Below are 21,023 nucleotides of genomic sequence, written 5' to 3'. Positions count from 1 at the left end.
GGAACCTTTATGGCTTTTTTTTTGTTTAAATTCAGGAAACCTGCCAGAGAAGTTTCATCCCAGGATAAAGAGAGCCGGCATTGCCAATCAGCAACAGCCTTGAAATCTGCATGCCGGAATATTTTTATATTTAAGCAAAAGCAATTGATGGTTGCAGGAGAAATAATAATGAAACTGATTTGGGAAAAAAGAAAAAAAATAAAAGTTTTTATGGTGATTTTATTGTATCTGGTTTTAACGGCTGGTGCGTGGGCTGAAGAAAAAAAGGCTCATACTCTGGACGAGGTGGTGGTCACCAACAAAATTAAGGACAAACAGATTTCCTATACCCCGGAAAAGACTTTTATTGATGTTGAGACATATCAGTCAGTTGGGAATGTCCAAAACATAGGCGACATTATCAAGGATCAACCGATCATTGATTTTAGGGGAGCCTCTGACCTTGTGCCGGGAGACTTGGTGAATGGTGATGACACCCTTTGGATGCGGGGATTCGGGAGCAATCGTTTTAGCACTGCTATCGACGGATCAGACCTTCGCAAGAGCGGCGGGCGCAACACGCTTCATATTGTAGACTATTCATTGCTCCCGACATTTTTGATTGAAAAAATTGAAATTCTGCCAGGTCCCCACTCAGCCCTGTTTCCTGCCAAGAGCATCGGGGGTGTGGTTAATTTAATCACCAAATCCCCTGAAAGGCATGATACCTTAAAACCTGATTTAACTATTTCAACGGGCTATAAATCTTACAACACTCAGAATCACAGCATTGACGTACAAGGCAGTGCAAGCGCCTTTACCTATGATCTGGGTAGCCAAAAGTATTCAACCGACGGGTATCTGAGAAATGCGGCAGCGGATATCAACACGGTCTTTGGGCGTATCGGTTATATATTGCCTTCAGACGGCCACATCGCGCTTACGGTTTTCCATACCGAAGCAAATCGTGAAATACCCGTCAAAAATGATCCGGGCCTTGCAGATTTTGACAGCAGCCGTCCTGTGGTAGAAGCCTCTTCATATATGGAATGGCAAAATCCGGAATGGGATGAAACAGCGACATCATTTCGTCTTAATTTCAATCAGGCGACACCCATAGGCCTTTTGGACCTTAATGCCTATTACAGCGAAGAAAAGTGGAAAAAATTATACCTGAGCAAAAACTCCAGTGGAATTTATGACGCCTCGTGGGAGACCAAGTGGCATCAGCAAGGGGCAAAGCTGCAGGATACAATACGATTTTCAGACAATCATGTGACCACTATCGGAACCGATCTTACGCAGTGCTTTGACGGCTCCGATATTTTCCAGGTCTCACCTGCTTCCTTTAAAGATGAAAAAAGGATAGAAATCATATCAGGCTTTGCCCAGCATCGCTGGCAGATCGTACCCGTCCTGACACTCACGGCCGGCATGCGCTATGAAGATGTCAGCATCAAGGTAGACAACTATTGCGTTGGCACCGGCAACATGTTTATTACTGGAAAACCCAGGTGGATCGAGCGTAACTGGAACCAGTGGCTTCCCAAATCCTTTCTTACCTATGAACTGGACAACATAGCACCGGGACTAAGGGACACATCCGTGTCTTTGGGTGTCAGCAAAATCTGGAAAGCCCCTGATTGGCATGGTGATTATAATCCTCGGGGAATGCCGGCAGGTGCATGGATGGAACCCGAACACGGCATGGGTTATGACTTGGTATTATCAAGGAGGGTGGTGAATGATATTCAAATGAAAGTCAACTACGCCTATTATGAGATAAACGACTATATCGCCTGGAACTGGGATTACGCAAAATATACACCTGTAAGCGGTAACCTTGTTTCACCCGGTATGGAGTACAAGGATTATCTTATCAACCTGGACAAAGTCATCCATCATTGTGTTGAGTTGCAGTTGAGCGGTCATCTTATGGAGGATCTTTCTTTTTACCTGGGTTATGCTTACCAGTCGTTTGACAATAAGGGGGGTGAACCGGCAGGAGAAACAGGGCTGGATAATCAAGCCAAACACCGGGTAAACGCAGGACTGCGCTATGATTTATTCAAGAACACCTTGTTGCTTTTGGATTATAAATACCAGGATAAACAGATTGCCCAGAAGGCTGAAGAGATTGAACCGGGGGAATGGGTTTTTACTAAAATTCCCATGGAAGCTTATCATGTTTTCGATTTTGCAGTTCAACAAACCTTTTTCCAAAATTGGGGCATGTTTAAAAACGGAACTATAAAGCTCTATATCAACAATTTGTTTGATGCAGATTATGAAAATCTCAGCGGGTATCCGGCCACGGATCGTACATACGGCATTGCTTTAAATTTTGATCTTTAGCGTGCCTGCGGTTACATTCCCGCTATCTGTCGCCGTTTATATTTCAGACCTTCTCCCTGGATCGGGCAATATGTAAAAGATGAGGAGCCACCCGGAGAAAGCTCCCCACCTTAGATTAACCTTAATATTCTTTAAGGAGGATCAAGTGTCTCCGGGTGAGTTTGTATGATTAAGCGGTTTTTATTTCAATCTGTCTGGGTTTTGCTGCTTCAGATTTCGGTAGATGCAGCCTTAAAACACCATTTTTCAGCTCAGCTTCAACTTTTTCAACATTTATTGTCTGGGGAACGGAAAAATTTCTGACATACTCAACATCTGAGAACTCTTCATAGGTAGCTGTTCCTTTTGTGGTAAGATGCCTGACACCGGATATAGACAATGTCCCGTTATCAATATCAACTGAGATATCTTCTTTTACAACTCCCGGCATGTCTGCGTGGAGAAGAATTTCATTTTCGTTTTCATAAATATCAACTGCAGGGGTTGCTTCATAGCGTGTTTTTTTAACGTTTTTTTTATCTTGTTTTGTGATTTCATGGGCCTTATCCATGGCAAACCTCCTTTTTATGAATTAATTTTGGAGTTTAACTAATACTAATTTTCTTGGGTTTTGACGCCTCATGTTTGGGAAGAATAAGGTAAAGCACTCCGTTTTTTAATGTTGCTTCTACTTTTGTGGAGTCAACATCCGACGGCAGGGTAAAACTTCGGGAAAATGATCCGACCCCCCGTTCTGTTTTATGGGTTTTATACCCTTCTGGTGCATCAGATCCCCTGGTGCCGCTTATTTCAAGATAGTTTCCCTGGATCTTTACATTCAGATCTTCCTTTTCAAGTCCTGGAACTTCGGCCCTGATTTCAAAATTATCGCCGTTTTCATAAAGATTTGTCCGGGGAGAGGTTTCTTCTAAATCCCATCTGTAACCGTAAAGATTGTCCAGTTTCTTCTGGAGAAGATTCATGGACCCGAACAATCTGTCTATATCACTTAATCTTGTAAGCATAATTCTTCCTCCTTCTTTGATAGGCGTTTAAGTTGTTGCGGGAACCATTTGCAAAGTAGACTCGACTATTTATGAAAGATTTAAGGTGTCGTCCAATCTATCTGCAAGACCTTTGCTCCCACAAAATTATCTGTATTTGAGCCTAAATTAATTCTTGTTTTTTTCATGTCAACAGGGTTTTATTGTTTTTCATAAAATTTTTATTATTAGTAATAATAAATGGTCTCATGTTTACTTTGTTGCTTTTGTGTTGACTTGTGATTTTGTTTGATATCAGTCTGTTAACCGTCTTTGATTTCAATTTGTTTTGCGCGGCTTCCGACAATCTCCATTCTGGGTATAGTAATATTCAACACTCCGTTTTTAAAATCAGCTTTTACATTATCTTTGTTGGCATCTTCAGGCAGTGACAACGTGCGTTGAAAAGACCCATAGGATCTTTCGAGTCTGTAAAAGTTCTTGCTTTTTTCTTCTTTTTCCTGTTTCTTCTCGCCTCGGATTATTAATGTGTCATCAACAAGTTCAAGGCTAACATCCTTTTCGCTGACGCCTGGGATTTCTACAGAAACCGTGTATTCTTTCTGAGTTGAACCCAGATCGAGCCGGGGTTTTAGTAAGCTGCCGGTGATTCCCTCAAGCATCCGTGAGCCGGGCCTAAAGGGTGACAATCCAAATTGGCTGACAAAATTATCAAATAACCGATCCATTTCATCGTGAAAGATACTCAATGAGTTTGGTGAATAGCTGTTACTTGCTTTGTTGTTGTACTTTACAGGAATAGTATGGCCAATGTCGCCGTTTTCTTTTTTAAACCAATTCCATGGTGCTAATTTCTTAATATCCATTTTTCATCTCCTTTTATTGCTGCTTGTTTTCGCACAAGATGGCTGCAATGCTCCTGACTGGAAAGTTTCCGCAGCCATCTTGCGACAAGAGATGGTGTGGTGATTTTATGCGGCTTTTATCTCGATCATTTTGGGTTTGGCCGCCTCAGATTTGGGCATATGCAGTTTGAGAACACCGTCTTTGAGTTCTGCTTTCACCCTTTCAACATCAATGCTCGGGGGTACGGAAAAATTTCTGACATATTCAACATCAGAAAACTCCTCCCGGGTTGAAATCCCTTTGTTGTCACACCGTCGTAAACCTGAAAGATAAAGTGTTCCGTTATCAATATTTACGGAAACATCATTCTTGTTTACACCAGGCATATCTGCATGAAGAAGTATTTCATCATCATTTTCATAGATATCAACATATGGGATTTCAGTCCTTAATTCCCTGGTTTTTTCAATGTCTTTTGCTTGTTTTTTAGCAATATCTTTTCTGTCACTCATGATAACCTCCTAATCAATTTGATACTATTATTTATTGATTAATTGATGGTGATTTGTTTGGGATTGGCAACTTCTGATTTCGGCAGTGTAAGATAAAGGATGCCGTCTTTCAGAGTAGCTTCAACTTTATCTGCATTTACATCGTCAGGAAGGGTGAAACTTCGTGAGAAGGTGCTGCCGCATCTTTCTCTGCAATGGGTTTTATAGCCTTCCGGGGTATCCACAGAGCGTTTGCCACTGATTTCGAGGTAGTTTCCTTGGATTTTAATGTTCAGGTCATCTTTTGAAATTCCGGGGATTTCAGTCTGTACTTCAAAGTTGTCACCATTTTCCAGAAGGTTGGTTCTGGGTGAATTAGATGGCAATGTGAAGGCAGGCCCATAAAGACATGATCGGTCAAAATCATTGAAAAGTCTGTCCATTCTGCTCCGGAGCAGATCCATGGCTCCGAACATTCTGTCGATGTAATTCATTCTTGTAAACATAGCTGAGACTCCTTTTCTTTAATTCTTTTGTTTGTGAGGCTGAGTTTATCTCGACCTCCGCCTTGAATTTGAAACTAAAATAGACATAAAAAACAACATGTCAATATAATTTTTATTACGAATATAATTTTTATTGATAAAGTAATGAAAAATATTTGTTTCCCTTTTTAAAGGAACTCAGAGATGATGAAAGAGAAATTCTATGGCATGAGAAATCTTTGTCTGACAGTGCATTTTTTTATCATAAGCTGATTTAGGCTTGGCTATTAAAAACAGGGCTGAAAATGGTACTCTTGACACGATAAAATATGAAATTATTTTTTGAAAGATTTAAGGAATTGACATAAATAAGGCTGTGTCAATCCAAACCAAAAATTTAAATTATTGTTAAGGAGGAAACAATGTCTAATGACTTTTGCATGGACTGTGGAATGTTGTTATCTCCCTACACACGCATATGTTCTGTTTGTGGGTATGACAACAATTATAATGACTTTTCTGATATCGAACTGGATATGGATAAATTGATCAATGTGAATGATGATTTTGTACCTGAACATTATCCCGAATTTTAGCTGTCCTGAAAACAGAGAGATTCAGTAGGTGTCCTCAAAAAAAGATGTCTTTAAATGAGGACACCTTAATTTTATTTTTCTTTTAATAATAAAAAATCCATCTTAAAATACAGATGCATTCTGTTTTTATTTTCAACTTTTATGTCAGGAGTTCTGCATTTAGATTTTTATCTCTGATTTTCGTGTTGTTTTGGCAAGAAAATCAGAAAACATCTTTGGTTCTGGCTTGTCCAGGTTAAGTTACACTCAATTGATTGTCAACGGAATTGACACCATGACATAATTGAGCCAGTTTGAATATTTTATTTCGTTCTATTTCATCTGCAACAAAACCGTTAATTTTTATATCACCCAGTTTTTCGCATCCAATATTTAGATCAACATGCTCGGAGGATATTTCTTTTTTTATCGTTGCTTCGACCCTTTTTTCAAGAGACAGACGTTTAAGGTTATCTTTGTTATTTTCTGTTAAAGGCTGTGTTTTTTCAATTTTTTTTGCATAATCAAGAATCGTTGAGATAATGAGATCCGCGCCAAGTTTATAGTGATCAAAACAGCTGATTTGCCCTGTAAAAATAAGGTCATATGAATTCGTTTTTGAAATATCTTTTTTGAAAAGATACCGTATGAAATACTCACGCTCATGATCTTTTTTTGCAAGAAGTTTTTCAGCAAGGCTATGATTTACACGTTCTTTTTTTTCAAGATAAGAACATCTCACATTAAAAGGGGCCATAATTCGAATTTTTAACACATAGGGCTGATTCAGGATATACTGACCACCACGTCCCTTGATAACAATGTTGTCATGACTTGCTTCTTCAAAAAGGATAGCCTGTACGAGACAGTTGTAAACCTCTGGGTTTTTAAAAAAATGTTTAAAAAAACCAGGTTCTTTTTCATTCGCCAAATCGTGCAGTTCATCGGAAAAATTGCAATGAAAGTCTTTAACTTTATTGTTAATTATGAACTTATCAATAAGTTTGTAATTTAGTTTTTTTGCAATTTCTTGAGCAATCTCATCACCGAAACTATAGGGTTGCCGTGAAATAGTAATTATTGCCATTTTATAACTCCTTTTCAAGTAATTATCATATTTTTTTTACATTACCAGAAATCATTTATCGCGATAATTAAACCGGAATTGAAGAGGATAAGTCAGATAAGTCAATGAGTTAAGACTGCTTCCTACGCTACATCAAATGAGCCAATCGTCCATTAAGTTTAATACATTAGCATAACCGGGTCAACCTCCTTTGATCTCAAACAGCAATTTTCATTGGGGGGGAGGATCAAAATCTGTGAAATTGAAATCCCTGTCGGCAGAGTTTGAAAAGACAGTCACCTTGTTAAAACCTGATAGAAAAATAAGCGCTAATTCTGTGTGAAAAGTCACTACACGTCTGTAACTTTTGGCAACATCGGCCAAGACCGCCTATCTATAGCCCATTTGAACTTATATCTTCAAAAACAGCGGACAGACATGTAGCAAAAAAATACATTGATATATCAATCATGCATGGCCGTTTGAAATCTTTTTATGTCTGAATGCAATATAATCCTTTGATTCCAATAGGATAACTTTTAGGTGTTCCATCTTTTTTTCTTGTGGTACCGGGTTTGCAATATCAATGAATAAAAGCATTTAACCATTAAATATAAAGGAGGAGTAAAAATGATACCCAAAAAACAAAAAAACATCGTCAAAGGGTTTCAAGTTGTTGAAAACGATTGTATCTGGATGAAATCGGGTATTGTCAGTTTCAAATTGTGCGATAATGCGTATGACTGCCGCACCTGTCCGTTTGATAAAGCCATGCAGAAAAAAATGAATGCAAAACGCCATATGAATTCCCAAAGAGACTTTTCAAGGTGGGCTCAAAATTTAGAAAATATTTACAAATCAACCACCCGTCCCTGCCGTCACTCGCTGACCGGTCGCGTCCATGCACTGAAAACCTGTCTTATGAACTATGAATGTTATCACTGCGCCTATGACCAGATGCTGGATGAGGAAGAGTTGACCGGGCTCCCCGCAAAACCGTCTTTGACACTGGCATCCGGGTATCGCCTGGCCGACGGCTATTACTATCACATGGGACATACCTGGGCGCGGTTCGAGCACGGCGGCCGGGTGACGGTCGGGTTTGATGATTTCATGGTCAAGCTTTTTGGCCCCCCTTCAAAAATTTTGATTCCCCCCATCGGCACTAATTTAAAAAAAGATCATGCCGGGTTGACATTTTCCCGCTCAGATAAGACGGCTACAGCCCTTTCACCTGTCACAGGGAATGTGCTGGCAGTTAACATCAAAGCAAAGGAACACCCGGAAATCGTCCATGAAGACCCTTACCATGAAGGCTGGCTTTGTATCCTTGAGCCAAACATGCCCAAACGAAATCATAAGGGACTTTTTTACGGAAAAGAAAGCCTTGAATGGACAGACCGCGAAAGCCAGAGGCTTTTACACCTGATCGAGCCTGAATACATGGACCTGGCTGCCACGGGCGGTGAACCGGTAGATGATATATACGGCAGTTTTCCTGAGATCGAATGGGAAATCCTTGTGAGGGAGTTTTTGAGAACCAAAAAATAACAAGGGCGATACGGTCAGGGTGTCATGCGTCTTTCGCAGTCCTGGCAAAGATAAAAGGGAATATTGTCCAAATCGTCAATGGCCCCGGTAAAGTGCATGACACATTTGTTTTCATTACAGTGGAAAAGATTGAACAGGTGTCCAAGTTCATGGAGTGCTACTTTAGCTGCCCTCTCATAACAAAGGGAAGGCGGCGGTAATGATCCGTCGGCGTTCTTATTCAGCCTGAACAGCGAAACTATGGCGAGATTGCCTCCCTGGACGGCCTGACCGTAAACATAATTGAAAATGGGAATAAAAATATCATGGGAAATCACTCCGACAATTTTAGAATAATCGCTAAAATCCAATGCATCGAGCTTGTTGATTATGATACCGGCATCATACTTGAGCCGCCTGTCATCAAAAGCGGACCTGGGAACGGGCTGCCGGGGCAGGACAATGGCCGGCCACTTGTAATAGGCCGTAACATTGGCTGCGATAACCTTTAACACGAACGCCGGGACCTCTCCCAGCGGCACCACCCCGATCTGTTTTTTCATGTACGTTTTTTTAAATTGTCCCGTTTAATGATTTTATGGAGCGTCACGCGGTTTATGCCAAGGATCTCTGCCGACCGGGTAATCTGCCAGTCCTGTTCATCCAGTATCCGAAGTATATGTTCTTTTTGTACAGCCTTTAATGTCTGTTCAATAGGTACGGCTGCCCGTGCCGGCTGCAGAAATGAAAAATCCCCGGCACCGAGAGTCCGGGATTTACTCAACACAACGGCGCGTTCAATGGCATTTTCCAGTTCCCTGACATTTCCCGGCCAGTCGTAAGATTTCAACAGCGTGATGGCATCCGGTTTGATCCTATCCACATGTTTCGTTGTTTCATGGCTGTATTTTTCCATGAAATGCACCGTTAGAAGTTCAATATCATCTTTCCGCTCCCGCAAGGTTGGCAAATGGATTTTTATCACGTTAATGCGGTAATAGAAATCTTCCCTGAACACACCGTCCATGATGCGGTTCTCAAGGTTTTGCCGGGTAGCTGAAATAAGGCGGAAATCAACCGCAACAGGTGTCTTGCTGCCAACGCTGAATATTTTTTTGTCCTCCAGTACCCGGAGTAGATCTATCTGCATTTTTGCACTGATATCACCGATTTCATCCAAAAACAGGGTGCCGCCGGAAACTATTTCCAGAAAGCCTTTTCTGGCATGTGTCGCCCCGGTAAACGCCCCTTTTTTATGCCCGAACAATTCACTTTCCATGAGCGTGTCCGGCAGTGCGCCGCAGTTGATGGCAATAAAGGGAAGCTCTGCCCTTGGGCTTTTGGCATGGATGGCTTTTGCCACCAGTTCTTTTCCCGTACCGGTTTCTCCGGTGATCAAAACGGACGAATCACTCTGCGCCACTTCCGGGATTAATGAATACAGTTTTTTCATGGGTGCTGACTGGCCGATGATGTTGTCAAACCGGGTGATCTGTTCCAGATGTCCTTTTAAATAATAATAATCCGATGTGATTTTCTGCTGTCGGAAGATCCGTTCCATCACCAGTGACAGCTGGCGTGGCTTGAAAGGTTTAAGCAAATAGTCGCTGGCACCGGTGCGCATCGCTTTTACCGCGCTTTCAATGGAACCGTAGGCGGTAATGATCACCACCATGATCTCCGGGTATTCCTCTTTTACTTTCTCAAGCAGTTCAAGGCCGTCCATACCCGGCATTTTAATATCCACAAACATTACCTGAAAAGGCTTTTGTTCAAGTTTCTCCAGAGCTTCTAAACCGGAAGCGGCAGTATCCATTTCATGGCCGTATTTTTCAAACCAGGTCAAAAGAGATTCCCGAACAATCAGCTCGTCATCCACAATCATGATTCTAATTTTATTATCCATGCTTATCCTCCGTCAGGATCATGGTCAACCGAAGATATTACAGGGAAAGTCAGTGTAAATGCAGAGCCTTCTCCCTCCCTGCTTTTGATTTTTATAGTCCCCTTATGGTTCTTGACCACGCCGTGTACAATGGACAGTCCCAGCCCCGTACCCTGGCCGACATCCTTTGTGGTAAAAAAAGGATCGAACAGGTTATCCCTTAACTTTTCCGGAATGCCGTACCCGGTGTCCCGGATTTCAACACAGGCGTTTTCCGATTCCTTATCCATCCAGGATGTAACGACCAGATCCCCACCGTCCAGCATTGATTCATTGGCATTAAAAATCAGGTTCAGGAAACACTGCTGAAGCTGGTTGATATCCCCTTCAAGAATTAGCGGAGCAGGGTACAGATCTGTTGCCAGTTTGATATTCCCGAGTTCCAGCTTATGCCGGGTAAGGGAGAGAACTGCATTTAAAACTTCGTTTAAATCGATATGCTTATGTTCCAGGCCGGATTCCCTGGCAAAGAAGAGCATCCCGGAAACGATACTCCCGCAACGCTCCAGTTCCGTTGACATGAGCGACAGATGGTCTTTGAATTTTTTTAAGTCATCATCCTCTGGGCGTCCGGCATTTAAAATATCCAGCATATAATCACAGAATGTTAAAATTCCCTGGATGGGGTTGTTGATTTCATGGGCACAGCTTGCCGCTAATTTGCCTAAAGAAATCATCCGGTCTTCCTGGATCATTTTCTGGATATCGGATTTGAATTCTTTAACCCGCTTGTTCCACCGGTCTGAGAACTCAGCCGTAATATCCCGCCAGAACTCGATAACCTGTATGACATCACCGTCGTCATTCTTAATTGGATAGGTGGTAAGGTTGCAGTACATCTTATGACCGTCCGGTCCTGGATGATCATGGATCACATGGGCATTTTTGCCGGTTCTTAACGTTTCAAGCATGGGGCATTTCACCCCGGGAAAAGCACTTGAACAAGGGGCCTTTATTCCGTGGGAAATTTCATGGCAATGGGCGCCGATAACTTGGTCCTTTGTTTTTTTTACCGTATTAAGATAGGCATCGTTGACATCGACAATGGTAAAATCCGTGTTTATGATGACAATTGCAGCCGTACTCTGCTGGATCAGTAAGTTGGAAAAGGTTTTTTCGGCAATAAGCTTCTTTTCAGTTGATTTCAGCCGCTGGTTCGTATCCAATAAGTTGCGCAGTATTCTGCTGATATTGTACTCAAGGACACCGACGCCCTTGGGTTTCAAACGGATGATCTCAAGCAGTACGTTCCGGCTACCCGTAAGCTCCAGGACACTGTCAAGGTGTTCGATATTCAGCAAATCATGGAGATCATCGGTCGTATAAATTCCCATTTTTTCGGCAAGCAGGATACCCTCTGCACGAGCATTCTTATCGCACACCCCCAGTATTTTGATATCGAAAAAGGGAAAAGGATCATTATGGATGAGTCCAAGGAAAAATCGGCAGGTCCGGCCGCCGCCCACAATGGCGATATTAAGTGAGAACGTGGCATTTTCATGATTCCCTGGGATATTGTTTTTAGTCTCCATTCGGCCACCCTCCAGTTTGATTATACTGCCCCGCAATTGAGACGACCTCTGCCTGGATTTCGTTTTTAAGCGATGCGGGTTCGATTACTCTGACATCGACCACACCATACTTCACTTTACCCTTGACGACCTCCTGAATATGGTCAACTGATAGATCGCGTTCCCGCAAGGTGACATCAAGCCCTTCTTTAGCATAAACGTCTCTTTCAACAGCGGTATACTATCCGGAAAATTGAAATTGATGATACCATTTTAACTGTATCGTAACAGGTTTCAGCTTTTCAGATGAGTTTGCCGGATATCTGCAAAAACTCAACATAGTTGCAGTGAAAAAAAATAGAAAATTTAGGATATTCATGAACTCTCCTGAGTTGTTGATTAATCCTTTTGAATTATGTCATAGTATATGATTTTAGATTCATTCAAACAACTTATTCTTCAAAAAATCATAACTTGCATCAATCTGGATGCTCAAGATACTCATGAATTCAAATAATATCCAGGATAAAAAAGGGTGCTGATCAAGGTATAGTTGGACTGGTTTTCAACAATTGTCAGGGCGTACACATTACCGGCATCATCGGTGATCGGCTTTGATTTCAAAATAGGCAGGACTGGCAGATGAAATGCGGGGGCTTCAGCGTCGAGGCCCGAGCGTGCCTTTTAATTTGTTATGTTGCCAGGTTTTTAAAAAAAAATCAAACCACAACAGAGACCGGACGGGAGCGCCGGTGTTTTTATAAAGGAGAATGAAAACAAAATTTTGTTCAGCCTTGATAAACATCAGGTGGAACAAATAATAAACCTGCTTTTAAAATTCGGCCCTGAGTCAGTCGAGAGAATCAAAAAATACCGGCAAGTTAAGGATGGAGGGTTAAATGAATAAAATCGGTATTGAATACCTGGATTACACATGGAACTCCACCCCACGACCGCAAACCTGAACTTTCGGCTATTAGTTTATTGTCTTGTGATAGGACTTTGGTTATGCCATATTCTTTGCGTGAAAGGAAATAATTGGAGATTTTAAATCATGTTGAAAAAGTTATTGAGTGTTGCAAAGAATATGGCAGATGATGTGGCCATCAAAAAAACAAAAGAAACTTTAATTAGGGCTGCAGAAAAAAATGGAATTGAAACAAACAAACTGCTCACCCCGGCTATTGAAGAAAAATTTGATGAGTTATTGCATACTATTCTCAATGAGCATGGTTATGCTAAATTAGCAGCAATGGGTTTAATGACAAGTTTTAAAAAAATAAGGGTGATTGAAAGAGATCAGCAAACATAAAAAAAAAATGCACAGGAAAATTACATGGTATTTGGAAAAAGACAAACCATTTCAAAACTGGACGATGTCCTCAATACAAGCTGGAGACTTTTGCATAAAGGCGTTGAAAACTTCAAGCATCCGTTTTATCGACCAGTCCTTTCCACCATGAATGGTAACAAACCCGATGTGCGAACTGTCATTTTGAGGGGTTTTTCAGAAGAGGACAGGACTTTGATATGTCACTGTGATGCTCGAACTCCCAAGGTTTCACAGATCCAAGATAATCCCAATGTGAGCTGGTTATTTTATCATCCTGAAGAATGGCTGCAACTTCGCCTTTCAGGAAAAGCTGTGATCCATACCGATGATAAAATTGCTGAATCTCAATGGGAAAAGGTGCGCCTGACAAGTCGAATTAATTATTGTGCTGAAATCCCGCCAGGTTCGGTCACGGAGAAACCTACTTCAGGCCTGCCGAATTTTCTTCGTGATAAGACGTCTAAGCTGTTTGACTGTCCTGAAGCCCGTAAAAACTTTGCCGTTATTGTCTGCCGATTCGATCAAATGGACTGGCTGATGCTAAAATTGACGGGTCACCTCCGGGCGAGATTTCACTGGGAGAAAGATCACATTGACGCATCATGGATAATCCCTTGATCTTTTATGGCACAATTCACTTAAGCTTAATTTGCTTAAGTGAATATCGGGTTCTTCAGTAGGGTTTCGAACCTCCCGGCTTTGATATGGAAATTGCCCACTTTTTCTTTGAGATGGGTGCTGAGTTTTCTGGTGTCACCTTTAACATGATCAAAACAGGTTTCACATCATAGCTCTTATTCATTTTCTACAGCTTCGAACAAATCCATAACCCGCTCCAATAAATCCTCCGGCGAGGTGGCTGAATTGTGAGATCCTGTCTATTTTTAAAGTCGAAACCACTTCAGACCCAACAAAAAGCACTGCAATCACTATAAATGTCAAGGGTATCTCTTTGGATTTGATGTTTGAAAAAGAACTGAGCAAAATCAGCATGAATGCTATGCCGCTGCCACCTATAAGAGAATTTGAGAATAAAAAAGCGTTTAATAATGCTGTGGATATTGCTGTGATCAAGATCATCTCTAACAGCTTACCGGAACCGTATTTTTCTTCAAGCAAAGGGCCGACAAGAAGAATTATCATCAGATTTCCAATGAGATGATTCCAACCGACATGACCGGCAATATAAGACACTGATCTGAGATAAAAATACAGGTTTGAGAATGATAAATTGGCAGGGGAAGAAAAATATTTTGCTAAAATTTCATTGCTCAAAAACGTCAAAACACATATAGAGAATATCGCATAGGTCAAAATTACCGGTGCATTGTATTTGATCTTCATCTGCAGTCCTTATCTAAAAAGATATTCAAGTCCATTAAGCTTGATTTCATAAACAGCCCGCAGCATCTCTCCAAGTTTTCCTTCCGGGAAACCTTTTTGTGAAAACCAGACCAAATACCGTTCCGGAAGATCTACTAAGCGCAACCCCTTATATTTGCCAAATGGCATTTTTGCAGTTGCAAGTGCAATGAATGCTTCTTTATCAGTTTGAATAAGTTTAGTCATTATAAAGTGGTTTCCCTAAAAAAAAAGAGCTGTTATGGTTTGAGATAGAATGTCAACAATACAAAAACCGATAATAAAATAATTAACCGTGCAGGGCAAGCTCAAGTTGTTTGATGCTTTTTGCGCACCCCATAACCACAACTATATCTCCTTGTTCAAGTTTTGTGTCTGCTTTGGGGTTAAAAATCATGCGGTTTTCTTTGTTTTGTATGGCGATTATAATCAGATCCATGTCCTTTCGTATTCCGGAATCAATAAGTTTTACGCCTATCAGTTTTGATCCTGGTTTTACTAAGAGTTCTTCAATCTGAATATCGGTTGTGTCATCGGCAAAAGCCATTTCAAGAAACTTAATTACCGTGGGGCGAAGAATGGCATGGGCCATGCGCCTTGCGCCAATATCATAAGGCGATATGACCTTGTCCGCACCTGCTGCCAGCAATGTTTTTTTGGATAAATCCTGAGTTGCCCGTGCCACCACAAAAAGTTTGGGATTTAACTGCTTGGCAAGCAATACCAGAAAAACATTTTCCGCATCTGTTGCAACCACGCCTATTATTCCCACAGCTCTTTCAATCCCGGCTCTTATCAAAAGGTTCTCATTGGCAGCCTCGCCCATAAGATACAGGATGCCGTCTTCATTCATGGTTTCCACAAGATCATGATCGCGTTCTATCACCACCACATCAATATATTTTTGAATAAGATATCGAGTCAGCAGCTTGCCGATTCTTCCATAGCCGCAGACAATGTAGTGCCCTTTAAGTTTTTTGATCTGATTGTCCAATTTATACCTCCCAAGTACAAGTCTGATTCGCCCTTCCACCAGGAATTTAATAATATCACTGATCAAATACAGGAAAAACCCGCCGCCGAGAAGAATAAGCAGAATTGTAAAAATGCGTCCCTTTTCACTGACTTGTCTCACCTCGCCGTATCCCACAGTAGCAAGGGTGATGATTGTCATATATAAAGAATCCATGAACCGCCAGTGTTCGATAACCATATATCCAACTATCCCCAGGATGATAAGTGTAAGAAAAAGTAGGATGGATGTGATGATTTGTTTTGGTCGATTCATTGTTTTACCACTGGAATCATTGCAATGCCTTAAACAAACTTTTTATTAAATTTGTTTGGATGTTTTTAGACGGCAGGTATAAAATTTTACAATTGTTGATCCTGGAGTGGGAGTGGGAAACCCTGTTCGGCAGCCATCTTATATTTGCTGAAAACATATGGTTCGTAAATTGTCGGGTTGTCCTGAAGTTTACTGAGCCTGCCATCCAATTCCATTCTTTTTTTGCTGTTTCTCCAATTGTTCCAGTCTTCGAGTTTTTCCCATTTGCTGATCACCATCACTTTGTTTGTCTTTTCCGCACAAATAAGTGTTTCTCCTGAAATATATCCTTTTTGATCCATTGCATTGAAACGCAGATTTTTAAGATGTGCAAAAAAATCTTTTTCCTTTCCATCGGTTACGTCCCTTTTGATTATAACTTTTACAATCATGATTCCCCCTTTAACAGTGTTTTTTTTAAAAAAGAGTTGATTTTCATAGTATTCAACTCGAAACTTTATGTTTTGTGGCTTGGAAAAGGTATTTCCTTTTTAATATTTGCTACGGGCAGACTTGGTGTTTCACCAGGTTTTGCCCTCAATAAATAATGAAAGTCACTATTGGGGTTACCCAGAACTTTCATTAAAAAGGCGATATAAATTTTAGAATCAGTGGTTTTAAGTGAACATACAACTGGTAGCCCAGCATAGCAATGCACTCTGCGTCAAGGTAGGATTCTACGGTTCGTTCAAAAAGAATAGAACAGTCTGCCGGAAATCCTTCATCTGCATCATTGAACAGTAAGAGCATCGGAACTTTTGGCAGGGCATCAATCTGTATGGCCAGGTCATAATTGACGTTCAGATCCGGGGGGTATCCGTTCAATGCGGCCATGTATTGTTTTAGTTTCTCGGTATTCCCGGCAAATCGTTCAGCAATGGCCTTTTCTCCATTGTCCCGGAAATAGACGGTCAGGGGGCCGGCATCCTTGAGATCTTTGAAACTGACCCATTGCGGGTCATGGGGCAGTGTTACCGGGCACATCAGTAAATAACGAAACAAAATAATACAGATATCATAGATGGGTCTTTTCCCTGAGGTGTCTTTGATTCCCTTTGATGAGATGTCATAGACTTTGTCAAAAAAAGTCAATTTTACGGATTTGCCCCATTGGTTTTCATGAATCTTCCCGCCCAGTTTTCTTGAAATGGAATTAAAGTCAAGGCATGCAATACGTTGAAGATAGTCGTTATAATGTTTTTCAAACATTTTGGATTTGGGTTCCATAGGATTGTTTTTTTAACCTTTTTAATAGCGATTTTGGGCTTTTTTCAGTTTTGAGTTTCGGTACATAACGGCAAATTGGGATGGATCAATCGTCATGACAATAAAATAAGTAAAAGGAATTTTAAAAAAAGAGACCGAATCCGGGACAGAATCGGTCTCTTGAAACCTATCAAAATAAATATTTTTCTGCGCCCGTTTCTTGTTTCCCTGTGTTAACGGATTTCAACCCATTGAAATTAAGTAAAATTAATCTCAAGATGAGATTTTCCATCTTGGCATTTGATTTTACTGTATTGATTATTCAAGCTTAAATGAAACTTTTAATTTGGTACGGTAACCAACAATTCTGTTATCCTCCAAACGCATATCCATCTTAACCACCTCTGCTACGCGTATGTCACGAACAGATTTGTCAACCGCTGCAACAGCAACCTTTGCGGCATCTTCCCAGGAAGTTTCAGAAAATCCTACGACTTCAATTAATTTGTAAACACTTTTTTCCATGACAATCTCCTTTCAAAATTTAAAATGATCTTAAAAATGAGTTTGGTACAATCTTGGAATTGTGAGATAAATCATTGCACCTGTTCATTAATGATACAGATAACCAACCGGTTTGCAAGTTATTTTTTTTAAAGATGAGATAATCTTGTTTTCGGAATGATCAGACCATGTTTGTATTGGAAGAAAATAAATTTTTAAATTTGGGGATATAAAATTAAAGGTTAAGGAAAAAGGGTTAAATATTTACAGAATTATTTCCTGAAATTTGTTGGCTTTTTTATTATTTGTCGGTGTGTTATAGGGTTGAGTTCGTCATTTTACTGGTATTATTAAAAAAATAGTGTCGGGTAGAGCGGTTTTTGAATAAAAGGGAAAAAATATGAAAGCGCAAAATGAACTGCAGGGAGAAGAAACCATTGCAAATGCAATAACATTGGATATTTTAAATTCAAATTTTAAACTTCCGCCCATGCCGGCAAATGGTTCGAAGCTTATGGCTTTAATCCAGCAACCAATTGATAAAATAGATATTGATTCTTTTGCCAAACTAATCGACTCGGATCCGGGACTCTTTTCCATGATTCTTCAATTGGCAAATTCCATTTATTTTAAGGGGATTGATGAAATCTTCAGTTTGCGGGCAGCCATTACCCGTGTCGGGCTTCAAGAAACGATTAATTTCGTTAATCTTTACTTTTTCCAGCGCATACTTCCAAAAATTCCTGAAATAGAGGGATTTTCAACCAAAGACTATTGGGCATTTTCCTGGGCCTGTGCCACTGCCGCCAGGCGCCTTGGCCATCCTAATTTGAATATGAAGGCCTTGCCGGGCGAACTTTATATTGCCGGATTGCTTCATGGTATTGGAAAATTAATTTTTGCTATCCATTATCCGGTTGAATTTTCAAAATGCATACAAAAAGCGGCTGAATTAAAGCAGCCGCTTCACACTATTGAACTGGATGAATTCGGCACCACAGATACCCTTATTGCATCGAAACTGATGACCATCTGGAATATCCCTTCCCGTATTCGTGCAGGTGTTGAATTTTATCAGGATCCGGGTTCTGCACCGGAAAAGTGCAGGGATATTGCGGCATTGCTCCAATCTGCATATTCTATAGCCGCAATGTCCGGCATTGGAATCAATGGTGACGGGGGGGTGCTGACACTCGAATCCACTTGGATTGCCGGGCAGTCAGGCGTGCTGCTTTCAAAAAAAAGAATCCGGGACAATATTGTCCAGGAAATATTGGAATCCCTGGAAAAAAAATCAGAGAGTATTACAGGCGTTATCCCCCCAAAAAGAGATGTTTTGCCGGATTCAAAAATACCAGTTGATAACCATAAGAATTCTTCTGTAAGAACACAGCCGAAAACAGATAACAAAGGATTGCTTGCCTGGATAAAGTCATTGTTCGGTTGATACGGCATTTTTTTGTTTTGCATCCCCGTTTTTTTAATTTTTTCCATGCTTTTTTAAAAGAGTGTTATAGGGTTTGAAGAGTGCCTCATAATCTGCGCTGCCCTTTTTTAATATAGTGGAAAGATATTCTGTCTCACTTGTATTTACCACAAGATTGGCACTGTTGGTCAGTGCCTCCAGATCAAAGAGCGTCTGAAACTCCGGTCCGATAAGGATGTAATAAACGGATCTGCGTTTTGACATGCTCAGCTGCATCATGAATTGATGAAAATCCTGGGTTTTTAATGGTTTGGCCTCATATTCACTGTGGTAGGCAACCACTGCAAAATCCCGGAATCTCATGCTGTTAATGGCTTCATCCACTGTTTTGGGAAAATAGAGCTGATATTTTTGTTCTTCAAGGCTTTTGATTACGTTCTGCTTTATTTCATCTTCCAGCATAAGAATCATGGCAGTGGGGATATTATTAACAATCTGATCCTCATTTAATTCTCCGCTGGAAAGCCATCCGATATCCTGTGGTTCGGGTGGTTCAACAGGAGTCCGGTGTGGTTGCTGTGCGCTTGTCTTTGCTGTGGCAGGTGTCTTTTTCCTTTCAACAGGAGATCCGTTCGGGCCAAGCTCAATGGTTTTTTTGCATTTTGGGCATCCAAATTTCAGGGTCCGGCCGGGTGCCAGTTTTTCAATGGCTGTAGCCAGTTTCTGTTTGTGGGCATCTGAAAAACGAAGGGCTTGTTTGCAATTGGGGCATTCTGAAATCATTTGTTTTTCCTTTCATTTATTCCACTCGTTCAAGCATGCGGTTTTAAGCCGGATCAACGGGATTGTCGGTTTCATTTTCGTCTGTGTTTTCATCATTCCGCCAGTCAATGGAAAGGCCTTCAATGGCAGAGGTTTTTTCCCCTTTTTCCCGTTTTAAGATGTCCATTTCCTGGGACAGCACATTTCTTTGGGAACAATAGGCAAAGGCAGTCTCTTCTGAGATCAGGCCCTCCTGGAACAGCTCCAGAATATGCTGGTCAAATGCCTGCATGCCAAATGCCCGGGAATTGGTGATGACGTCGTTAATGGTCTTGCCTTCAGATTCCCCGTTCAGGATTATATCATTGATTCTCAGGTTCATTCCGAGAATTTCCAGGGCTGCGATCCGCCCTCCGCCGATTTTGGGTAGCAGGCGCTGGCAGACGATATATCGAATGGTATCCGCAAGCCTGTGGCGAATCTGGGGTTGTTCTTCCTGGTCAAACATTCCAAGGATACGATTGATGGTTTGTCCTGCATCAACCGTATGCAGGGTGGAAACCACCAGGTGCCCTGTCTCGGCAGCTGAAAGTCCTATTTCCATGGTCTCCCGGTCTCGCATCTCCCCGACCAGGATGACCTTGGGAGCCTGCCGAAGCGCCGCTCTCAGTCCCGTTGGAAAAGAATCATAATCATTTCCCAGTTCCCGCTGGTTAAAGGTTGCCTTTTTATGGGGGTGGACAAATTCCACCGGGTCTTCAAGGGTGACCACATGAATGGATTTTTCTTCGTTGATCTGATTGAGCAGTGCCGCCAGTGTGGTGGATTTTCCTGAACCCGTGGCACCGGTAACCAGTATAAGACCGTTCTTTTCTTCGCCCATTTTATGAAAAATAGGGGGAAGTCCTAATTTTTCAATGCTGGGGATGGTGGTTTCAAGTTTTCTTAAGATCGTGGTCAGATGATTTTTTTGTTTGAAAATATTGACCCTGAACCTGGCTTTATTACCCAGCCAGTAGGACAGGTCACAGGAGCCCGTGGTAACCAGATCTTCAAGAAGCCGAGGATCGCCTCCAATTAGGTTTAAGGCAAACACTTCCGCCTGGAACGGGGTGAGTTCTGTTACTTCAGGGACAACGGGAACCGTGGTCAGCTCTCCTGAAGATTCCACCTGAAGACCTTTTCCCACTGTAATATTCAGATCGGATACATTGCTGAAGGTCTCCAGCATGCAGGTAATCCAATAATCAATTTCAGGTTGTTTCATTTTTTTTCCCCTTGGAAAGAATTAAAATCGGAAAGAATTAATAATTGTATGTTATTTTCATGGGTTGTGT

23 protein-coding genes and 1 pseudogene are annotated in these 21,023 nt (G+C 41.2%); 6 read left to right on the top strand and 18 right to left on the bottom strand.

From position 1 onward, the window contains the following. Positions 1-168: 168 nt before the first annotated feature. Positions 169-2,334 carry a TonB-dependent receptor, FCYXU motif-type gene (locus BLT94_RS10435; protein WP_175530320.1) on the top strand — a complete coding sequence of 722 codons (2,166 nt, stop codon included), beginning with the start codon at positions 169-171 and terminating at the stop codon, positions 2,332-2,334. 169 nt (positions 2,335-2,503) lie between these two features. Here BLT94_RS10435 and BLT94_RS10430 read toward each other — a convergent pair whose 3' ends face one another. The 5 genes from BLT94_RS10430 to BLT94_RS10410 form a co-directional block, all read right to left on the bottom strand. Beyond that, entirely contained in the window at positions 2,504-2,884 is a 381-nt protein-coding gene (locus BLT94_RS10430) for an Hsp20/alpha crystallin family protein (RefSeq protein ID WP_014957187.1), read from the bottom strand. Between the two features lie 34 nt (positions 2,885-2,918). Then, positions 2,919-3,338: an Hsp20/alpha crystallin family protein gene (locus BLT94_RS10425; protein WP_014957188.1), complete on the bottom strand. Its 420-nt coding sequence runs from the start codon at positions 3,336-3,338 to the stop codon at positions 2,919-2,921. A 281-nt stretch (positions 3,339-3,619) separates the two neighbouring features. Next, a complete protein-coding gene (locus BLT94_RS10420) occupies positions 3,620-4,183 on the bottom strand; it encodes an Hsp20/alpha crystallin family protein (RefSeq protein ID WP_014957189.1) in 564 nt (187 codons plus the stop codon). 105 nt (positions 4,184-4,288) lie between these two features. Further along, the gene (locus BLT94_RS10415) at positions 4,289-4,675 is read right to left on the bottom strand and encodes an Hsp20/alpha crystallin family protein (RefSeq protein WP_092233666.1); all 387 of its coding nucleotides are present in this window, start codon (positions 4,673-4,675) and stop codon (positions 4,289-4,291) included. Between the two features lie 38 nt (positions 4,676-4,713). After that, on the bottom strand, positions 4,714-5,160 hold the full coding sequence (locus tag BLT94_RS10410) for an Hsp20/alpha crystallin family protein (protein WP_092233664.1): 447 nt from the start codon (positions 5,158-5,160) through the stop codon (positions 4,714-4,716). Positions 5,161-5,561: 401 nt separating this feature from the next. Between BLT94_RS10410 and BLT94_RS21995 the strand changes: the two genes are divergently transcribed. Further along, complete coding sequence (locus BLT94_RS21995; protein ID WP_158406088.1) at positions 5,562-5,735, top strand: hypothetical protein; 174 nt, start codon at positions 5,562-5,564, stop codon at positions 5,733-5,735. 235 nt (positions 5,736-5,970) lie between these two features. Here BLT94_RS21995 and BLT94_RS10405 read toward each other — a convergent pair whose 3' ends face one another. Next, positions 5,971-6,801, bottom strand: a complete 831-nt coding sequence (locus BLT94_RS10405) for a cytidylate kinase family protein (RefSeq protein WP_092233662.1) — start codon at positions 6,799-6,801, stop codon at positions 5,971-5,973. Between the two features lie 609 nt (positions 6,802-7,410). Between BLT94_RS10405 and BLT94_RS10400 the strand changes: the two genes are divergently transcribed. Continuing rightward, positions 7,411-8,331 carry a glycine cleavage system protein H gene (locus BLT94_RS10400; protein ID WP_014957194.1) on the top strand — a complete coding sequence of 307 codons (921 nt, stop codon included), beginning with the start codon at positions 7,411-7,413 and terminating at the stop codon, positions 8,329-8,331. Positions 8,332-8,345: 14 nt separating this feature from the next. On the opposite strand, the gene BLT94_RS10395 is transcribed toward BLT94_RS10400, so the two are convergent. The 4 genes and pseudogenes from BLT94_RS10395 to BLT94_RS22645 all read right to left on the bottom strand — a co-directional run. After that, on the bottom strand, positions 8,346-8,873 hold the full coding sequence (locus BLT94_RS10395) for an archaemetzincin family Zn-dependent metalloprotease (protein ID WP_092233660.1): 528 nt from the start codon (positions 8,871-8,873) through the stop codon (positions 8,346-8,348). Further along, positions 8,870-10,216 (bottom strand): sigma-54-dependent transcriptional regulator, encoded by a 1,347-nt coding sequence (locus BLT94_RS10390; RefSeq protein ID WP_092233658.1) that lies wholly within the window; start codon positions 10,214-10,216, stop codon positions 8,870-8,872. The genes BLT94_RS10395 and BLT94_RS10390 overlap by 4 nt, the downstream gene beginning before the upstream one ends. Before the next feature lie 2 nt (positions 10,217-10,218). Continuing rightward, positions 10,219-11,787, bottom strand: a complete 1,569-nt coding sequence (locus tag BLT94_RS10385) for a PAS domain-containing sensor histidine kinase (RefSeq protein ID WP_014957197.1) — start codon at positions 11,785-11,787, stop codon at positions 10,219-10,221. After that, positions 11,777-11,995 (bottom strand): annotated as a pseudogene (locus BLT94_RS22645) (hypothetical protein); the annotation flags it as partial. The pseudogene BLT94_RS22645 and the gene BLT94_RS10385, both read right to left, overlap by 11 nt. Before the next feature lie 825 nt (positions 11,996-12,820). Here BLT94_RS22645 and BLT94_RS10375 point away from each other — a divergent pair. Next, positions 12,821-13,078 (top strand): hypothetical protein, encoded by a 258-nt coding sequence (locus BLT94_RS10375; protein WP_092233656.1) that lies wholly within the window; start codon positions 12,821-12,823, stop codon positions 13,076-13,078. 24 nt (positions 13,079-13,102) lie between these two features. Further along, a complete protein-coding gene (locus tag BLT94_RS10370; RefSeq protein WP_092233654.1) occupies positions 13,103-13,717 on the top strand; it encodes a pyridoxamine 5'-phosphate oxidase family protein in 615 nt (204 codons plus the stop codon). A 180-nt stretch (positions 13,718-13,897) separates the two neighbouring features. Here the strand turns inward: BLT94_RS10370 and BLT94_RS22525 are convergent, their stop codons facing one another. The 6 genes from BLT94_RS22525 to BLT94_RS10340 form a co-directional block, all read right to left on the bottom strand. After that, positions 13,898-14,443 (bottom strand): rhomboid family intramembrane serine protease, encoded by a 546-nt coding sequence (locus BLT94_RS22525; RefSeq protein ID WP_092233652.1) that lies wholly within the window; start codon positions 14,441-14,443, stop codon positions 13,898-13,900. Between the two features lie 9 nt (positions 14,444-14,452). Further along, positions 14,453-14,668: a DUF3820 family protein gene (locus BLT94_RS10360; protein ID WP_014957201.1), complete on the bottom strand. Its 216-nt coding sequence runs from the start codon at positions 14,666-14,668 to the stop codon at positions 14,453-14,455. 82 nt (positions 14,669-14,750) lie between these two features. Beyond that, positions 14,751-15,749, bottom strand: a complete 999-nt coding sequence (locus BLT94_RS10355; RefSeq protein WP_014957202.1) for a potassium channel family protein — start codon at positions 15,747-15,749, stop codon at positions 14,751-14,753. 86 nt (positions 15,750-15,835) lie between these two features. Further along, positions 15,836-16,180, bottom strand: coding sequence for an antibiotic biosynthesis monooxygenase family protein (locus tag BLT94_RS10350; protein WP_014957203.1), 345 nt, complete (start codon positions 16,178-16,180; stop codon positions 15,836-15,838). Between the two features lie 190 nt (positions 16,181-16,370). Further along, complete coding sequence (locus BLT94_RS10345) at positions 16,371-17,015, bottom strand: DUF3786 domain-containing protein (protein WP_092233650.1); 645 nt, start codon at positions 17,013-17,015, stop codon at positions 16,371-16,373. Between the two features lie 297 nt (positions 17,016-17,312). Next, positions 17,313-17,519: a dodecin family protein gene (locus BLT94_RS10340; protein WP_014957205.1), complete on the bottom strand. Its 207-nt coding sequence runs from the start codon at positions 17,517-17,519 to the stop codon at positions 17,313-17,315. Between the two features lie 379 nt (positions 17,520-17,898). On the opposite strand from BLT94_RS10340, the gene BLT94_RS10335 reads away from it, so the two are divergent. Continuing rightward, on the top strand, positions 17,899-18,945 hold the full coding sequence (locus BLT94_RS10335) for an HDOD domain-containing protein (protein ID WP_092233647.1): 1,047 nt from the start codon (positions 17,899-17,901) through the stop codon (positions 18,943-18,945). Positions 18,946-18,978: 33 nt separating this feature from the next. On the opposite strand, the gene BLT94_RS10330 is transcribed toward BLT94_RS10335, so the two are convergent. After that, positions 18,979-19,707 (bottom strand): zinc ribbon domain-containing protein, encoded by a 729-nt coding sequence (locus BLT94_RS10330; protein ID WP_092233644.1) that lies wholly within the window; start codon positions 19,705-19,707, stop codon positions 18,979-18,981. Positions 19,708-19,750: 43 nt separating this feature from the next. Further along, positions 19,751-20,953 (bottom strand): type IV pilus twitching motility protein PilT, encoded by a 1,203-nt coding sequence (locus tag BLT94_RS10325; protein ID WP_092233641.1) that lies wholly within the window; start codon positions 20,951-20,953, stop codon positions 19,751-19,753. Positions 20,954-21,023 lie beyond the last annotated feature (70 nt).

It is taken from the genome of Desulfobacula phenolica (genome assembly GCF_900105645.1).
Lineage (GTDB): Bacteria > Desulfobacterota > Desulfobacteria > Desulfobacterales > Desulfobacteraceae > Desulfobacula > Desulfobacula toluolica.
Note: the sequence above shows the minus strand (reverse complement) of the source record. Positions and strands in the feature narration are given on the sequence as shown.

What these genes read in the sequence shown, in the direction of transcription:
- BLT94_RS10435 (WP_175530320.1), top strand. Translation starts at nt 169, where the DNA reads ATGAAACTGATTTGGGAAAAAAGAAAAAAAATAAAAGTTTTTATGGTG.
- BLT94_RS10430 (WP_014957187.1), bottom strand. Translation starts at nt 2,884, where the DNA reads ATGGATAAGGCCCATGAAATCACAAAACAAGATAAAAAAAACGTTAAA.
- BLT94_RS10425 (WP_014957188.1), bottom strand. Translation starts at nt 3,338, where the DNA reads ATGCTTACAAGATTAAGTGATATAGACAGATTGTTCGGGTCCATGAAT.
- BLT94_RS10420 (WP_014957189.1), bottom strand. Translation starts at nt 4,183, where the DNA reads ATGGATATTAAGAAATTAGCACCATGGAATTGGTTTAAAAAAGAAAAC.
- BLT94_RS10415 (WP_092233666.1), bottom strand. Translation starts at nt 4,675, where the DNA reads ATGAGTGACAGAAAAGATATTGCTAAAAAACAAGCAAAAGACATTGAA.
- BLT94_RS10410 (WP_092233664.1), bottom strand. Translation starts at nt 5,160, where the DNA reads ATGTTTACAAGAATGAATTACATCGACAGAATGTTCGGAGCCATGGAT.
- BLT94_RS21995 (WP_158406088.1), top strand. Translation starts at nt 5,562, where the DNA reads ATGTCTAATGACTTTTGCATGGACTGTGGAATGTTGTTATCTCCCTAC.
- BLT94_RS10405 (WP_092233662.1), bottom strand. Translation starts at nt 6,801, where the DNA reads ATGGCAATAATTACTATTTCACGGCAACCCTATAGTTTCGGTGATGAG.
- BLT94_RS10400 (WP_014957194.1), top strand. Translation starts at nt 7,411, where the DNA reads ATGATACCCAAAAAACAAAAAAACATCGTCAAAGGGTTTCAAGTTGTT.
- BLT94_RS10395 (WP_092233660.1), bottom strand. Translation starts at nt 8,873, where the DNA reads ATGAAAAAACAGATCGGGGTGGTGCCGCTGGGAGAGGTCCCGGCGTTC.
- BLT94_RS10390 (WP_092233658.1), bottom strand. Translation starts at nt 10,216, where the DNA reads ATGGATAATAAAATTAGAATCATGATTGTGGATGACGAGCTGATTGTT.
- BLT94_RS10385 (WP_014957197.1), bottom strand. Translation starts at nt 11,787, where the DNA reads ATGGAGACTAAAAACAATATCCCAGGGAATCATGAAAATGCCACGTTC.
- BLT94_RS10375 (WP_092233656.1), top strand. Translation starts at nt 12,821, where the DNA reads ATGTTGAAAAAGTTATTGAGTGTTGCAAAGAATATGGCAGATGATGTG.
- BLT94_RS10370 (WP_092233654.1), top strand. Translation starts at nt 13,103, where the DNA reads ATGGTATTTGGAAAAAGACAAACCATTTCAAAACTGGACGATGTCCTC.
- BLT94_RS22525 (WP_092233652.1), bottom strand. Translation starts at nt 14,443, where the DNA reads ATGAAGATCAAATACAATGCACCGGTAATTTTGACCTATGCGATATTC.
- BLT94_RS10360 (WP_014957201.1), bottom strand. Translation starts at nt 14,668, where the DNA reads ATGACTAAACTTATTCAAACTGATAAAGAAGCATTCATTGCACTTGCA.
- BLT94_RS10355 (WP_014957202.1), bottom strand. Translation starts at nt 15,749, where the DNA reads ATGAATCGACCAAAACAAATCATCACATCCATCCTACTTTTTCTTACA.
- BLT94_RS10350 (WP_014957203.1), bottom strand. Translation starts at nt 16,180, where the DNA reads ATGATTGTAAAAGTTATAATCAAAAGGGACGTAACCGATGGAAAGGAA.
- BLT94_RS10345 (WP_092233650.1), bottom strand. Translation starts at nt 17,015, where the DNA reads ATGGAACCCAAATCCAAAATGTTTGAAAAACATTATAACGACTATCTT.
- BLT94_RS10340 (WP_014957205.1), bottom strand. Translation starts at nt 17,519, where the DNA reads ATGGAAAAAAGTGTTTACAAATTAATTGAAGTCGTAGGATTTTCTGAA.
- BLT94_RS10335 (WP_092233647.1), top strand. Translation starts at nt 17,899, where the DNA reads ATGAAAGCGCAAAATGAACTGCAGGGAGAAGAAACCATTGCAAATGCA.
- BLT94_RS10330 (WP_092233644.1), bottom strand. Translation starts at nt 19,707, where the DNA reads ATGATTTCAGAATGCCCCAATTGCAAACAAGCCCTTCGTTTTTCAGAT.
- BLT94_RS10325 (WP_092233641.1), bottom strand. Translation starts at nt 20,953, where the DNA reads ATGAAACAACCTGAAATTGATTATTGGATTACCTGCATGCTGGAGACC.